Raw genomic sequence first — 12,983 nt, 5'->3', positions numbered from 1 at the left:
GGTGACCGATGAGATCCGCCACAGACGCGCGGATCGCCGAGTGGAAGTGCCACAGCTTGTTCTCGCTGTACCTGGTCGTCCTTCGGCGGACATGGCGACCATGCGGATCTGGCGGCGAACGTCCAACGGGGCGACCGAAGCTGTAACTTGCCTACGGAGGGATGAGGAGGAGACGGGTGACTGCTGGTGGGTTCTCGTCGAAACGGCTGACTCGGGCGCGTGCGCTGCTCGAGCGTCACGTAGCGTCCGGCTTCGTCCCGGGGGTGGTGGCTGTTCTGGCCCGTCACGGCGAGGTGCACATCCACGCAACGGGCACTCTCGCGTTCGAGGGCGCTGGGGCGACGACGCCGATGGCAGGCGACGCGATCTGTCGTATGGGCTCGATGAGCAAGCCAATCGTCGCCGCCTGTGCGATGACGCTCGTCGAGGACCGCACCCTCCGACTCGATGACGCGGTCGACGACCCCTCCCAGAACTGGCGGACATGACCGTGCTCGCCAATCCCCACGGACCGCTGGACCACACCGTTGCGGCAATACGCCCGATCACGCTGCGAGATCTGCTGACCTCTACCTTCGGAACCGGAATGGTCCCGGCCGAGCCGGGAACGGTCCCGATCTCCGACGCGCGGGTGGAACGGACTGGCTGCCGAGAGCCGAGATCCGGCGCTCTGTCCGCGGGCGTGATAGCGCTCTATTCGACGCGGCGCGCTTTGTGTTTGCCGACCTCAAAGTGCGCACGGGTGGGCAGGTCGGTCAAGCCGGTGCAGTCGCGTGCTTGCGCCACGGGTCCGCGACAGAACGCCTGAAGGACAGGGGCGGGTGCGCCGTGCTCTGTCAGCGTGAGCGCCGCCTCGAGTTGCGGGTGCGCGGGCCGTCCGGTCATGTGGGCCCTGACCCGTCCGACGCCGGGCAAGGCACGCGCTTCGTCTGCGACGGCGTCGCTGAGGGCGCGGCCTCGCAGTTCGACACCAGTGGGCGGAGGCGTTCCGCCCAGGCGCACTGCACCGGGGCGGCGGCGACGAAGTTGGACGAGCAGCCAGAGGAGGGCCAAGGCGGTTGTCACGGTGAGGGCGGCGATGACAGCGGGCCACCACCACCAGCCTTGGTCGGTCCAGCGGACCCGGTCGGCGTTGCTGAGCAGTACGTCGTTGTGCGTGGTCAGTGGCCATCCGGCTGGTGGAGCGACGTGCAGCAGACGGTAGAAGTCGATGCCGGCGGTGAAGATCAGCAGCCCGCCGCTCAGCAGCACCAGGCCGCTGATGGCCAGGAGGAGACGGTTGAGCGTGGATCGGCCGTTCATGGCAGGCTCCCGGGGCGGGTCAACGGACGTGCTGTCGTACTCGGATGGTGAGTCGTGGGGCAAGTGCCAGGGCGAGCTGGCGGCACTGGTCCTGCACGGCCGCACGAAGGTCGTCGCGGACGGTTGCCGTGTCGCGGAAGCGGACATCGGCGCGGACGACGACGCGGCGGCGCCCGACCCGGACCCACGCGCGGCCGATGCCGGGGACCCGCATCGCCGCGTCACGCAACAAGAGTTCGGCTCCCCGGCGGTCCAGCCAGGCCCGCAGTCCGGTAAAACCCTCAGGTGCCCGGAGTGGCAGCCATCGGCGCAGGCCGGGGGTGAGCGCGAGGAAGAGCAGCCACAGGCCGACGACGGCGGCGACAGCGGCGCCCACCAGCATCCACAGATCGTCGACCGGACGGTTGGCCAGCTCGTCGGCGAGGCGGGTGCGCCATGCTCCGGCGCGGTGCCCGGCTCGCACCGCGATCACGTCGTACAGCAGCACCCCGAAGGCGCAAAAGGCCAGCAGAGCCACCACCGCGGCGGGGATGCGGCGTGCCGACCACAGGCGCGGCGATCTCGCCCCCCGGCGGCCGTGCGCGGGCGACCACGTCGTATCACTGCGGGTGCGGGGCCGGCCCGCGCCGGCGGCCTTTTCGGTTTCGGACGGCTGCTCATGGCGACGCGGCGGTGCAGGGCCTGATGGGAGAGTCATCGGGGCTCCTTCGTCGGTGCGTGATCATCGGCCGGTGTCAGCGGAGATCACATAACGCGGCCCGATCCGTCGGCGGTGGCCAGGCGCCGAATGGTCAGCGTGACGTCGCGGACGTCCAGACCCGTCAGTCGCGCCACCCCGTCGGCGACCTCGCGCTGCAGTTGTTGACAGGTATCGGTGATGTCAGCGGGGTAGGGAAGGTCCACCGACAGCGCCAGCTGTGCCCCCTTGCCGTACGTGGTCACTCGCGCCTTAGGTGCGGCCAGCTCCGTGCGTCGATTTCGCGGGTCGGTGATCTGACGCAGCGCAGTGCTCGCGACCCGGGCGGCGATGCGGGCCACCACCCGGTCAGGGATCACCGTCGTGCCGCGCTCGGCAGGCGGCACCCAACCGGGGGCGGCGTCATGCGCATGCTCACCAGCGGGAAGGCCGGCTGATCCGACGGCATGAGTGTTCGCGCTCACCGGGGCCGCCGACCGGACGTATCCCGCTGCAACCGGCTGAACACGTCCGCGTCGCCCTGCAGAACGAGTCCGACGACCAAACCCACCGCGCCCAGGACCGCAACCAGGAGGAAAGCCCAGAACCCGCCGAAGAAGCCGGCGAAACCCAGGGCGACTCCGGCTGCCAGACCCACTGTCGCTGCATTCATGATTCACTCACCTTCCCCGCACCGGCGTGTGCCGCGCTTCGGGCGCGATTCGTGCCCGATGGGACGCCCACCGACGGATTCATTGAACCCGGCCTTCGGCCGGATCGGTTTCATCTTCTTCGTCGGGCAGCTTTACGTCGTCGACGACGAGGTTCACCTCGACGACCTCAAGGCCGGTCATGCGTTCCACGGCAGAGATGACGCTGACGCGGGCCTCCGCTGCAACGTCAGGAATGGCATAGCCGTATTCGACGACGACATCGAGATCCAGCGCGGCCTGGCTCTCGCCCACCTCGCACTTCACTCCGCGGCTGACGCTGCCGGTTCCCCCGCCGGGGACGCGTTCGCGCATTGCGCCCATGGCACGAGCCATGCCCGCACCAAGGTTGTGGATCCCGGGTACATCACGGGCGGCAGTTCCCGCAATCTTGGCCACGACGTCGTCGGCGATGGTGGTCTTGCCCCGTGTTTCGGGGGAGGTTCCCGGGCCGGTCGGTCCCTTCAGTGTCGCACCGGTCCCGGCGGAGCCTTTCTGTCCGGTGAGGGGACGGTCTGTGGTGTCCGTCATCGCAGTCGCCTCGATCGGTTGCTGCGGGCACCGGTACGGAGCCCGTCACAACGTTGGACACATCCGTCGCGCGATTCGTCACGCATATTCGCGAACCGACATCACATGGCTGGAATCGGGCACGTATAGCACCGCAGGGAGGAGGTGCGGTCATGCCCCGCAGCGCCGGCACTTCCCCACATCGAGCGGCCGACGCCAGCATGCTCCCGGGCCCCGTTCCCCGGCGGCTGGTCGACGGCCTGCCGTCCGCGCCGGACGGCTTGCTGGTGACGCGCGCCGGCGAAGGTGACGAGGAAGCCTTTGCGATTCTGGTGCGGCGCCACAGCCGCCCCCTGCTCACCCTGGCCCTCCACACCCTGGGCAACCGGCAGGACGCCGAGGATGCCGTCCAAGACGCGTTTATCAGCGCGTGGCGGCGTCTGCCCGAATTCCGTCACGGCTCGGCGTTCGGGACGTGGATGTACCGCATTACCGTCAACCGCTGCTTGAACTCGCTACGCAACCGGCCGGCCCCGGTACCGTTGACTTCGGTGGCCGAACCCGCCGCCCCCGGTATGCGGAGTTCGCCGGCGCGCGCAGCCGAACAGGACGCCCTCACTGACGCCCTGACCGGTGCGCTCAGCGCGCTTGAACCGCAACAGCGCATCTGTTGGATCCTGCGGGAACTGCATGGACTCCCTTACGCGCAGATCGCTCACGTCACCGGTACCACCCAGCAAACGGTCCGCGGACGACTGTACCGAGCACGACGAACCCTGAAGGAGGCATTGGGCCCATGGCGCTGAACGACCGCTCTCCCCAGCCTCCGGCAGACGGTTGCCTCGGCGACGAGGTCCGCCGTTACCCCGGCGACGAAGTGCTCACTTGCGGACGCACCCTGAGGCAGGCCTGGGAACAAACTCGCGACACCGGCCTGCCCGCGGACCCCCATGTCACCGGATGCCCTTACTGTCGCGATGCCGCAGACGGCCTGAGCGCACTGGACAGGGCGACGCAGGCGCTGCGGGACCAGGAACCGCCCAGCCCGCAGAAGATCATCTCCCGCGTCATGGAAATCGTTCGGAACGAAGTGCTACTGGGGCCGATGCTGCCGCTTGGTGACCCCATGTGTGCTCTGCGGATCGCCGAACACACCGCCGCCGGCGTGCTGCGGAGCGCTGCCGACTCGATACTCGGCGTGACGGGCGCCAGTTGCCGCCTCACTCAAGCCGACTTGCCAGCCTGCATACACGTACGCATCACTTTGACCGCCGCTTTGAACCGTCCCCTGCCCGAGACAGCCGAGCTGGTGCGGCGGGCGGTACGAGACGCCGCCGACCGCGCACTGGGCCTAGTGGCGGCCGCAGTAGACGTCACGGTGATCGACGTGAACCATGCCGGCTGGTCGCCGAGCATTGCAGAGTGCGCCCAGGGGGGACCGGAGAGCCCGCTATGACGGACTGCGACCCTGCCGACATACGCAAGAGCGCCGCGGAGGCCGCCCTCGCGGTCAGCGGGGTGCTTGGCCTGCAGCCCACTCTCGCCAGCCGCCTCGCCCGAGCAGCATCACGTCCCGTTCCGGAAGCGGCGGACCACAGGATCGGCCCGCCTGTGTCAGGCGTTCGCGTCGCCCGCGAACCGGACGGCTCCGGCTGGCAGGTAGAGATACGCTGCGTCTTGGCAGACGGGCACCGAGTCGTGGACGTCGCACGCACAATTCATGATCGGACCCGAGCGTCACTCATTCCGCTCATCACGGCCCGCGGAACCGAGGCAGCCCTCACCGTGACCGTCACCATCACCCGGATCGTCAGGACACCTGCGTGACCTTCGGTAGGCGGCCTGCCTCCCCACTACTGTTGCTTTCTCGTCACGAGCAAGACCCACCAGGCCGCGCACGCGTCACATCGGCGCGGCCCACAAGAACGATCATGGGACCGCGCAGGGTCTGTCCGTCAGGTTTGTCCATTTGCTGACTTCGGCTCGTCGAAGCAGGTGTAGTGACTGTTCTGCCCGGCCGTGCATCTGTCGCATGACCTTTCGGGTATTGGCGCCCTCGGTCCGGCCGTTGTGGTGGGGCAGGGTGAGGCTGGCGTTCACCGCCGCGCGGTCGAGTTCGAAGCCGGTGCAGAAGCTTTGCAGCGGGGCAAGTCGACAGTGCGGACGGTCGTGATCCACCGGGTGGAGCGTGTCGTTGTCGGCTTGGGCCAGGGTCAGGAGCGCGGCGAACTCGGCGGTGAGTCCCGAGCGCGTTCATCTCCGGGCAGGCCGAGGAGAGGAGGCCGAGCAGGTCTGTTTTCTTGGTCCGCACCCGCGCCCGCTGCCCGGAACTGGCCGCACTGCGCACCCACGTCCACGCCTTCGCCCGCATGATCTTCGCTAACGAACCCGGAACGAGGCCTTGCGCGTGGGGCCGGACCGACGGTGCGCTCACATCTCAGCGCGTCGGCCTGCGAGGCCGTGTTTCCTCGCGAGCGCGCCGATAGGCTTCCATCGCTGTCTGTGTCTTTCACGGACAGGGCCCGGGGCCCCGCCGGCGACGCGGGGCCCCTCATTTGACGACGGTTCGACGCGGCCGGGACTGTCGGACTTTGCCCTCCATCCGCTCGAGCGCCGGATTCAGGGGAGTTCCTTCGAGGCCCATATCGGGGTGTGCGCCCAGAACTCCTCTCGCCGCCGGAAACTCACCCCATCCCTCGGGCGTACAGCTCCCCTGCTGCGCCTGTCAGACTCACCGAACCCGAAAGTGATTCACCGGCATTCTGCGAGAACGACCTCCTGATGCGCATCGGCGGCTCCGTCCCGCCTCCGCCGGACACGGAGCCGCCCGTCTAGTCTTGTGCGCGAAGAGCGCGCGCAGAGCCCGCAGGGTCACAGGAAGCGCCGCACGGGGATGACGGCGGCTTCCTTCAGACGCTGTGGCAGGGGCCGGCGCTTCCACCGGGCTGCCTCGATCGCCGCGCTGCGTGTCAGGTCGTGATCGAAGTCGTCGTCCAAGATGCCCGTGAAGGTCTCGTCGAGGACGGCAAGCATGACTTCCTCGTCATGTTCCATCGAGCGTCGGTTGAAGTTGCTGGAGCCGATCAGCGCGGCGACCCGGTCCACCGTCATGATTTTCGTATGGAGCATCGTCGGCTGGTACTGGCGGATGTCGACACCGGCTGCGAGCAGCGCGGCGTAGTGGTGCTGGCCCGCGAGTTGGCAGGCACGCTGGTCCGTGTGCGGGCCGGGCAGCAGGATCTGGACTTGGACGCCGCGGCGGGCGGTGGCGCACAGCAGGTCGATGAAGCAGGTGTCGGGGGCGAAATAGGCGGTGGACAGTCGAAAGCGTTCCTGGGCGGAGGTGAGCATGACGCGGATGAGGGTCTGCATGTCCTGCCAGCCGACGCTGGCCGAGCCCCGCACCACCTGCACGGTCGAGGAGCCCGGCTGGGTATGTTCGGTGAAGCGGTCGCGGTCATCGAACAGTTCGTCGTGGCACTCGGCCCAGTTCTGGGCAAACGCAGCCGCGATCCCGTCAACCGCCGGCCCACGAACCTTGACGTGGGTGTCACGCCACTCCTGAGGCGTGCGGGCGTTGCCGCACCATTCCTCGGCGATGCCGACCCCGCCGGTGAACGCGGTGTGCTCATCCACGATGAGGGCCTTGCGATGGCATCGGTGGTTCTGCTTGAGCGGGGAGATCCACGCAGGTTTACGGAACCAGGCGACCTGTACTCCGGCTGCGTCCATGTCATCGAGGAGGTCCTGTTCGATCTCCTTGGCCCCGAAGCCGTCGAGCAACAGTCGCACCCGCACACCGGCGCGGGCGCGGTCGGCCAGAGCAGCGGCGAAGTCGCGGGCGATCTGGCCGCGCCAGTACACGAACGTCATCATGTCGATGATGTGCTCGGCCCCGCGGATCGCCGCCAGCATCGCGGGGAAGATCTCGTCCCCGTTGCGCAGTGGAACAAGCTCGTTGCCTTCGGTCGCGGCAACTCCGATCAGCCGTTCCAGACGCCGGCGCAGACGCTGTTTGCGCTCCCCCGCCTGCACCAGGCCGCCGTCATCCTCCAGGGCCAAGGCTGTGACAAGGGTCTTCTCGATACTCATGTGGTGCTTCTCCTGGACGGTCCGAAGTGGGCGGATGCCGGTGCGGCGGACTGGACGCGGTCTCCAAGACGCGCGTCCAGGGCGGAAGCCCACAGCCTCAGTCTGTCCATCACGATCGTCTCCATCGCTCCCAGAATGCCGAACGGTCAGGCACCATCGCGATACCGCCTCGAGGGTGACCAACTTCGCCGTGCCCAAGTGTCGTAGCGGGGCACTGCCTTCGCCCGGCTTCAGCACCGCGCGTCGGCTGTCTGGTCTGTTGCCCCGGCACCGTCCTCACGGCCCCGCTCACCGGGGCCGGCAACCCGAACGGCATCGGCGCGAAGTTCTTCGCCGTCCTGGCCGCCGCCCAGATCGAGCCGACCGCGTCCGCACCCGGTTGGCGAAGCCCGGTCGGCACTCGCCTCCGACTGGCCCGAGGCCAGGACGTCGAGGCGCCGAACGCCCTGAAGGCCGCCAAAGCGACGGCGTCAGGATCGTCCCGGCCCTGCCGGGCTGCGATGGAGGACGGCTCGGCGTCCTCTGCCATGCTCGCCGGGCCCGGCAGCGGTTGGAAGGCGTACCCCGACGCCGCCGCCGACGCGTTCACCGACGTTCGGGCTCGTCATCCCGGCGCCGCTCGTGGCTGCTTCGGCGCAGCCTGTCGGTGTGCCGGGTGAGGCTTGCGACGCTGGCGGCAAGTTCGGGGTCAGCGGACTCCAGGTGAGGATGTGCGGCGGCGAGCGGGGCCACCAGTCCTGCTGCGTCATCGCGGGCCAGGGCCTGGTCGACGGCTGCGACGGCGGAGCGGGCCGACTGGGGGAGGTCGCGAAGGGCCGTGACCTGTGCGGCGAGCCGACGCAGGTCGGAGGCATGGTCACGTGCCCAGACGGTGACCGAGCGGTCGGCGGCCCGGCGGTCGCGGGTGGCCTTCACCCGCTGCTCCCCTGTGGCGCCGGCCGCTCCTGGCCGTAGGCGCAGATAGCGGCGTTCGGCAGCCTGTCGGCTCGCGAGGCCGAGCGGGTCGGCCAGATCGGCCCAGCTCGCTCCAGCTGCGCGGGCCGTCTCGATCAGGCCGCTCTCCCAGCGCGCGAGTTGCTCCCGGACCTCGCGCAGCAGGAGCAATGCGGCCAGCGCCTCCCGCGGCCCGCTGTCACGGCTGGGCTGAGGCCTGGTGTCGTCGGCAGCGCGGGCTGCTCGAAGGGCCTCCTCAATGGCGGCCAGGGCGGTTGCGGCGGCCAGGAACGGGACGGGATTTTCATCGCGGGTCCGGCCGGGCGGGTCGGTCGTCATGGGAGCACTCCTGCATGTCACCCTTTCGACGACATCTGAGTTTGTCATCGCTTGGACGACATGCTACAACGGAAGACAGGTGAAGCGCATTGGCAGCTACTGCCCGAACGCTTGGAGGTGTTTCACGATGTTGATGCGCACCGACCCCTTCCGTGAGCTGGACCGTCTGGCGCAGCAGATGCTGGGAGCGACCGGCACCTGGTCCAGGCCGACGGCCATGCCCATGGACGCCTACCGCGAGGGCGACCGCTACGTGATCGTCTTCGACCTGCCCGGAGTCTCGCCTGAGGCGATCGAAATCGACGTCGAGCGGAACAGGCTCACCGTCAAGGCCGAGCGACGGCCGGTGGCCAAGGCCGATGACGTGCAGATGGAGCTCTCTGAGCGACCGCTGGGCGTCTTCTCCAGGCAGCTCGTGCTGGCCGACACCCTCGACACCGAGCACATCCAGGCCGACTTCGAGGCCGGAGTACTCACGCTGCGCATTCCTGTCGCGGAGCGGGCCAAGCCGCGCAAGATCTCCATCACGTCGTCCGCAGACCGCAAGCAGATCAGCGGCTGACCCTTCACGGGCGCAGCCTCGAGGATCCACAAGCAGCGGAGGACGGGCCACTTCTTCCCCCCTCTTCGGCCCGTCCTCCGCGCCCAAGGCAAGGGGGACATCGTGGTCATGCGATCCGAGGCGTTCCTGGAGTGCGTGCAGGAACGCGGTGAATACTCCACACCGCAGGAGGCGGACCGAGCGGCCCGCGTCGTACTCGCCCTGCTGGGCGCACACGTGGTCGGCCAGGAACGCGCCGAGCTCGCCGCTCGACTCCCGGAGACCTACGCGCTCATCCTCCTCAATCCCATGCGGGCCACCGAACCACTGGACGCGGAAAGGTTCGTGCGGGCCACCGCCGCCTGGATCGAGGGGGCCACCGATCAGACCGCGCGCTGGGACGTGGGCGCCGTCCTCAGCGTGGCCGCCGAGGAGGCCGGGCCGGACCTGCTGCGACGGCTGCTACTGCAACTGCCCCCGTCCTACGACCTGCTGTTCGGCCACCTCAAAGCCGGCTGAGAACACGAGCCGCGCGCCTACCCATGGCATCCAGCACCCAGAAGAGAAAGGACACCCGCCGATGTCCCCGCAGCCCCAGGCCACCCACCCTTCAGCCGCGATGGCGTTCGGAGAACTGGTCGAACGCGTACGCTACGAGGGCGCCTACGCCACAAGCGAACGAGCCGAACAGGCCGTACGGGTCGTCCTCGCCGCCCTTGGCCGCCAACTGACCGGTGAAGAACGCGTCGCCCTGGCCGCCCTCCTTCCCGTCGAGGCCGCCCTCGAGCTCACCACCCAGATCCCCACCACCCCCCGCACCGGGGCGGAGTTCGTCAGCGACCTGGCCACCGGCACCGGCGGCACCCCCGCCACCGCACGCTGGGACACCAGCACCGTCTTCACCGTCATCGCCCAGTTCGCCGACGACGACCTCGTCACCCGCATCCTGCACCAGCTGCCTCAGGGCCACGCGCTGCTCTTCGGACGCGCCGAACTCACACCCGCCGCCTGACCGGTCCGTACCCCGGACAACGACAGGCCCGAAGTGACGGAGCCGTCCGGGAGCCACCCGGTGGCGCCGGAGTAGTGATCGTTGAGGTAGATCGCCAGCAGGTCGGTCTCCTCGGAGTCACCACCGTGGCCGGCCGCTTCGACGTCGATTTTGGAGTGCATTTCCCTCGAACTTGGTCAGTCCTTCGCGCTCGAGGGTGTCGGTGACGCCGGGGAAGTCGACGCCGACGTGTGCGAGCGCTTCAAGGTGGCCGACGGCGGCCCCGTAGTCGCCCAGGGTGGGCCGGGACTGGGTTTCGGGGAGAGTGCCGTGGTCGGCGAACGCGGTCAGGGTGGCGCCCATGACGGTGCCCGCGATGACGAGTTCGCTCACGTACATCGTGTCCGCGTAGGACGGATCCTTTACGCCGGTGGACGCCCACAGCGGCCGCTGCGGGCGTCCACCGGCTGCGGCAAGACTCTGCCAGCGGGGCCTGCGATCATCTGCTCGTACGCCTGGTACGCCAGTCGTACGTTGGCGACCGCGGCCTTGCCTTTGAGGGCCCGGGCCTGGGCAGTGCGGATCGAGTCGAGGCGTCGGTCGACTTCGGTGTCGACGCGGGAAACGAAGAACGAGGCGACCGAGTGAATGTCCGCCAGGTCGTGTCCCGCAGCCTGGGCCTGCTCCAGTCCTGCCTGGTACGCGTCCATGGCGGCGCGGTAGCGCTCCAGGGAGAAGATCAGCGTGACGTTGACGCTGATGCCCTCCGCGACGACGGCGGTGATCGCCTTCAGCCCCTTGCGGGTGGCCGGGATCTTGATGAACAGGTTGGGGCGGTCGACCGCCTCCCACAGCCTGCGGGCCAGGGCGGCGGTGGCGTCGGCGTCCTGCGCCAGCCGGGGGTCGACCTCGAGCGACACCCGCCCGTCGGTACCGCCGGTGCGCTCGTAGACGGGGCGAAGGACATCGCAGCCGTCGCGCACGTCGTCGGTGGTCAAGGCGAAGACCGCGTCGTCGACGCTGGTGCCCGCGCTGCCCAGGCGGCGCAACTGCTCGTTGTAGCGGTCTCCCTTGGACAGCGCGGAGGCGAAGATCGTGGGGTTCGTCGTCACGCCCACCACGCGCTTGTCCGCGATCAGCTCCTCGAGCTCACCGCCGGCGAGAAGCTCGCGGGACAGGTCGTCGAGCCACACCGACACCCCCGCGGCGGACAGAGCGGCAAGCGGGTCGGATACAGCGGAACCAGACATTGCGTGTACCACCAGATTCGGTACGGTGCCGATCGCGCCGATGACGCTCCTCACCCTGCGGGCGAACGTGGTGGCAACACCCGTCACCTGGCTTCCCTAGGCGTGTGCCCGCCGCACCTCGACGAATTCGTCGACGCCGCGCATTCCCTTTCTCCGCAGGTCGCAGCACCATGCGAACCCTATGCTCGATACACCTATCCCTGCAGGTCCCGCGTGGGTCGTGGAGGTCCGCGAGAACCCGGTACGCAGGCTGCACGCCGGGGCGGCGCCCGGCAGACGCAGGGGCTGTCGCCGGGGATGCGCGGGCTCATTTGTACCAGCCTCGATGGCGGCGACGGCCGCGGTGGGCCACGGTGAAGACGCCGGCGGGCCGCCGCCGTCCGAGAGACGCTATTCGAGGAGTCGGGTGCATGTCCGAACGTCATACGGTCTTGCGGAGCTTGCACGATGTGGGACTGGCCGCGTGGTTCGGCGGATCCCTGATGGGTGCGGTCGGCCTGAACGGCGCTGCCCGGGCCGAAGGCGGGAGCGAGAGAAGGACCGCGCGAATGGCCGCTTCGGGCTGGGAGAGGTGGAGCCCGGTCAATGCCGCAGCAGTCGGCTGCCACCTGATCGGCAGCAGCGGCCTGCTCACAGTGAACGCCCCCCGGGTGGCCGTGCAGCAAGGCGTGGCAACTTCCACCCTGGTCAAGACCGTGCTCACCGGGGTCGCTCTGGCCGCCACCGCATACAGCGGCGTGCTCGGCAGGAAGATCAGGCTCGCGTCTTCCGACCGGCCGGAAGACGCGCAGAAGGCGACAGAGCATCCCGTCGATCTCTCCACGGCGCAGCGTCATCTGGCGTGCATGCAATGGGTCGTGCCCGTGCTGACCGGCGGCCTCGTCGTGCTCAACGCCCTGCACGGAGAACAGCAGCGGCCCGCACAGCAGGTCCACGGTATGTGGCAGCGCGCCCGCTCCCTCGCCCGGCACGCCCCTTCACTGCCCACCCACATGCCCGTCACCCCCATCTGGCACCCGGCGTCCTGACCGCGCACCACGACGCCACCTACGACGCAGAACCGGTCATCGAGGCCGGCGCCGCCCTGTTCACGTGTGATAGCCGGTCTGCGGGGCAGACGCGACGTCAGGAGGTCGACTACATGGTTCCTTTGCTGCTTGTCCTGCTGCTCGCCCTGATCCTGTTCGGCGCGGGGTTCGCCCTCAAGGCACTGTGGTGGATCGCCATCATCGTGCTGGTGGTGTGGCTCCTCGGCTTCGTCTTCCGCGCGGCCGAAGGCGGCGGACGCCGCCGCTGGTACCGATGGTGACCTGACACAACCCACTCGACGGGTGGGGTTCGCGCAGCCGACTGGGCCGCGAACCCCACCCTTCGCGCTTCCCCATCCCGTTCGGGGTAGACGCACCGAAGGCGGCTCGCCGGCATCGCGCCCCTGGAACCAGCGCGAACCTCCCCGGCGAGCCGCCCCACCCCGTGTACGTCCACAGGCGGCCACCGCACCTGCAGGGCTGCCACGGCCATCGCCATGAACAACGTCGACGACATCACGCTCGTCCACGGACCACGCGTCTATCCAGCGGGGGCACCCGGCTTCGGGCTGCTGACCATGCCGAGTCCACTGAATCTGCTGCCGACGCCG

The 12,983-nt window shown here is 68.9% G+C and carries 17 protein-coding genes and 1 pseudogene; 8 read left to right on the top strand and 10 right to left on the bottom strand.

Features of this window, described 5'->3' with window-relative positions; all coding sequences use genetic code 11:
* Window positions 1-161 precede the first annotated feature (161 nt).
* Window positions 162-488 (top strand): serine hydrolase, encoded by a 327-nt coding sequence (locus tag RV983_RS36370; protein ID WP_475989972.1) that lies wholly within the window; start codon window positions 162-164, stop codon window positions 486-488.
* 205 nt (window positions 489-693) lie between these two features.
* Here the strand turns inward: RV983_RS36370 and RV983_RS36365 are convergent, their stop codons facing one another.
* The 5 genes from RV983_RS36365 to RV983_RS36345 all read right to left on the bottom strand — a co-directional run bounded on the left by RV983_RS36365 (window position 694) and on the right by RV983_RS36345 (window position 3,219).
* A complete protein-coding gene (locus RV983_RS36365) occupies window positions 694-1,302 on the bottom strand; it encodes an alkaline shock response membrane anchor protein AmaP (RefSeq protein WP_475989971.1) in 609 nt (202 codons plus the stop codon).
* A gap of 19 nt (window positions 1,303-1,321) precedes the next feature.
* Window positions 1,322-1,822 carry a DUF6286 domain-containing protein gene (locus tag RV983_RS36360; RefSeq protein WP_475989970.1) on the bottom strand — a complete coding sequence of 167 codons (501 nt, stop codon included), beginning with the start codon at window positions 1,820-1,822 and terminating at the stop codon, window positions 1,322-1,324.
* Window positions 1,823-2,046: 224 nt separating this feature from the next.
* Window positions 2,047-2,463, bottom strand: a complete 417-nt coding sequence (locus RV983_RS36355; protein ID WP_475989969.1) for an Asp23/Gls24 family envelope stress response protein — start codon at window positions 2,461-2,463, stop codon at window positions 2,047-2,049.
* Window positions 2,460-2,651 (bottom strand): hypothetical protein, encoded by a 192-nt coding sequence (locus tag RV983_RS36350; protein ID WP_475989968.1) that lies wholly within the window; start codon window positions 2,649-2,651, stop codon window positions 2,460-2,462. The genes RV983_RS36355 and RV983_RS36350 overlap by 4 nt, the downstream gene beginning before the upstream one ends.
* A 79-nt stretch (window positions 2,652-2,730) precedes the next feature.
* Window positions 2,731-3,219: an Asp23/Gls24 family envelope stress response protein gene (locus RV983_RS36345; RefSeq protein WP_475989967.1), complete on the bottom strand. Its 489-nt coding sequence runs from the start codon at window positions 3,217-3,219 to the stop codon at window positions 2,731-2,733.
* Between the two features lie 152 nt (window positions 3,220-3,371).
* Here RV983_RS36345 and RV983_RS36340 point away from each other — a divergent pair, with 152 nt between their 5' ends.
* Both RV983_RS36340 and RV983_RS36335 read left to right on the top strand, forming a co-directional pair.
* Window positions 3,372-4,004: an RNA polymerase sigma factor gene (locus RV983_RS36340; protein WP_475989966.1), complete on the top strand. Its 633-nt coding sequence runs from the start codon at window positions 3,372-3,374 to the stop codon at window positions 4,002-4,004.
* Window positions 3,995-4,654 carry an Asp23/Gls24 family envelope stress response protein gene (locus RV983_RS36335; protein WP_475989965.1) on the top strand — a complete coding sequence of 220 codons (660 nt, stop codon included), beginning with the start codon at window positions 3,995-3,997 and terminating at the stop codon, window positions 4,652-4,654. Before RV983_RS36340 ends, RV983_RS36335 begins: the two co-directional genes overlap by 10 nt.
* A gap of 473 nt (window positions 4,655-5,127) precedes the next feature.
* On the opposite strand, the pseudogene RV983_RS36330 reads toward RV983_RS36335, so the two are convergent.
* The 3 genes and pseudogenes from RV983_RS36330 to RV983_RS36320 form a co-directional block, all read right to left on the bottom strand.
* Window positions 5,128-5,503, bottom strand: a pseudogene (locus tag RV983_RS36330) (hypothetical protein); the annotation flags it as partial.
* 566 nt (window positions 5,504-6,069) lie between these two features.
* Window positions 6,070-7,290, bottom strand: a complete 1,221-nt coding sequence (locus RV983_RS36325) for a phospholipase D-like domain-containing protein (protein WP_475989964.1) — start codon at window positions 7,288-7,290, stop codon at window positions 6,070-6,072.
* Window positions 7,291-7,875: 585 nt separating this feature from the next.
* On the bottom strand, window positions 7,876-8,562 hold the full coding sequence (locus tag RV983_RS36320; protein WP_475989963.1) for an HSP18 transcriptional regulator: 687 nt from the start codon (window positions 8,560-8,562) through the stop codon (window positions 7,876-7,878).
* Window positions 8,563-8,689: 127 nt separating this feature from the next.
* On the opposite strand from RV983_RS36320, the gene RV983_RS36315 reads away from it, so the two are divergent.
* From RV983_RS36315 to RV983_RS36305, 3 genes are all read left to right on the top strand, one after another.
* Window positions 8,690-9,124 carry an Hsp20/alpha crystallin family protein gene (locus RV983_RS36315; protein ID WP_475989962.1) on the top strand — a complete coding sequence of 145 codons (435 nt, stop codon included), beginning with the start codon at window positions 8,690-8,692 and terminating at the stop codon, window positions 9,122-9,124.
* Window positions 9,125-9,232: 108 nt separating this feature from the next.
* A complete protein-coding gene (locus RV983_RS36310; protein ID WP_475990559.1) occupies window positions 9,233-9,622 on the top strand; it encodes a DUF2267 domain-containing protein in 390 nt (129 codons plus the stop codon).
* Window positions 9,623-9,683: 61 nt separating this feature from the next.
* Entirely contained in the window at window positions 9,684-10,115 is a 432-nt protein-coding gene (locus RV983_RS36305) for a DUF2267 domain-containing protein (RefSeq protein WP_475989961.1), read from the top strand.
* Between the two features lie 117 nt (window positions 10,116-10,232).
* Here the strand turns inward: RV983_RS36305 and RV983_RS36300 are convergent, their stop codons facing one another.
* The gene (locus RV983_RS36300; RefSeq protein WP_475989960.1) at window positions 10,233-10,487 is read right to left on the bottom strand and encodes a hypothetical protein; all 255 of its coding nucleotides are present in this window, start codon (window positions 10,485-10,487) and stop codon (window positions 10,233-10,235) included.
* Window positions 10,488-10,516: 29 nt separating this feature from the next.
* On the bottom strand, window positions 10,517-11,344 hold the full coding sequence (tal, locus tag RV983_RS36295; protein ID WP_475989959.1) for a transaldolase: 828 nt from the start codon (window positions 11,342-11,344) through the stop codon (window positions 10,517-10,519).
* A 410-nt stretch (window positions 11,345-11,754) separates the two neighbouring features.
* Here tal and RV983_RS36290 point away from each other — a divergent pair, with 410 nt between their 5' ends.
* On the top strand, window positions 11,755-12,372 hold the full coding sequence (locus RV983_RS36290; protein ID WP_475989958.1) for a hypothetical protein: 618 nt from the start codon (window positions 11,755-11,757) through the stop codon (window positions 12,370-12,372).
* Between the two features lie 113 nt (window positions 12,373-12,485).
* Window positions 12,486-12,653: a DUF5670 family protein gene (locus RV983_RS36285; RefSeq protein WP_018561957.1), complete on the top strand. Its 168-nt coding sequence runs from the start codon at window positions 12,486-12,488 to the stop codon at window positions 12,651-12,653.
* The last annotated feature ends 330 nt before the right edge of the window (window positions 12,654-12,983 follow it).

The organism is Streptomyces sp. RLA123 (assembly GCF_056270165.1).
This window is presented reverse-complemented; position numbering and strand designations above follow the sequence as displayed.

Coding starts and splice junctions, on each gene's coding strand:
- RV983_RS36320 (WP_475989963.1), bottom strand. CDS start 8,562: ATGACGACCGACCCGCCCGGCCGGACCCGCGATGAAAATCCCGTCCCG.
- RV983_RS36340 (WP_475989966.1), top strand. CDS start 3,372: ATGCCCCGCAGCGCCGGCACTTCCCCACATCGAGCGGCCGACGCCAGC.
- RV983_RS36310 (WP_475990559.1), top strand. CDS start 9,233: ATGCGATCCGAGGCGTTCCTGGAGTGCGTGCAGGAACGCGGTGAATAC.
- RV983_RS36285 (WP_018561957.1), top strand. CDS start 12,486: ATGGTTCCTTTGCTGCTTGTCCTGCTGCTCGCCCTGATCCTGTTCGGC.
- RV983_RS36315 (WP_475989962.1), top strand. CDS start 8,690: ATGTTGATGCGCACCGACCCCTTCCGTGAGCTGGACCGTCTGGCGCAG.
- RV983_RS36325 (WP_475989964.1), bottom strand. CDS start 7,290: ATGAGTATCGAGAAGACCCTTGTCACAGCCTTGGCCCTGGAGGATGAC.
- tal (WP_475989959.1), bottom strand. CDS start 11,344: ATGTCTGGTTCCGCTGTATCCGACCCGCTTGCCGCTCTGTCCGCCGCG.
- RV983_RS36335 (WP_475989965.1), top strand. CDS start 3,995: ATGGCGCTGAACGACCGCTCTCCCCAGCCTCCGGCAGACGGTTGCCTC.
- RV983_RS36345 (WP_475989967.1), bottom strand. CDS start 3,219: ATGACGGACACCACAGACCGTCCCCTCACCGGACAGAAAGGCTCCGCC.
- RV983_RS36350 (WP_475989968.1), bottom strand. CDS start 2,651: ATGAATGCAGCGACAGTGGGTCTGGCAGCCGGAGTCGCCCTGGGTTTC.
- RV983_RS36290 (WP_475989958.1), top strand. CDS start 11,755: ATGTCCGAACGTCATACGGTCTTGCGGAGCTTGCACGATGTGGGACTG.
- RV983_RS36365 (WP_475989971.1), bottom strand. CDS start 1,302: ATGAACGGCCGATCCACGCTCAACCGTCTCCTCCTGGCCATCAGCGGC.
- RV983_RS36305 (WP_475989961.1), top strand. CDS start 9,684: ATGTCCCCGCAGCCCCAGGCCACCCACCCTTCAGCCGCGATGGCGTTC.
- RV983_RS36370 (WP_475989972.1), top strand. CDS start 162: ATGAGGAGGAGACGGGTGACTGCTGGTGGGTTCTCGTCGAAACGGCTG.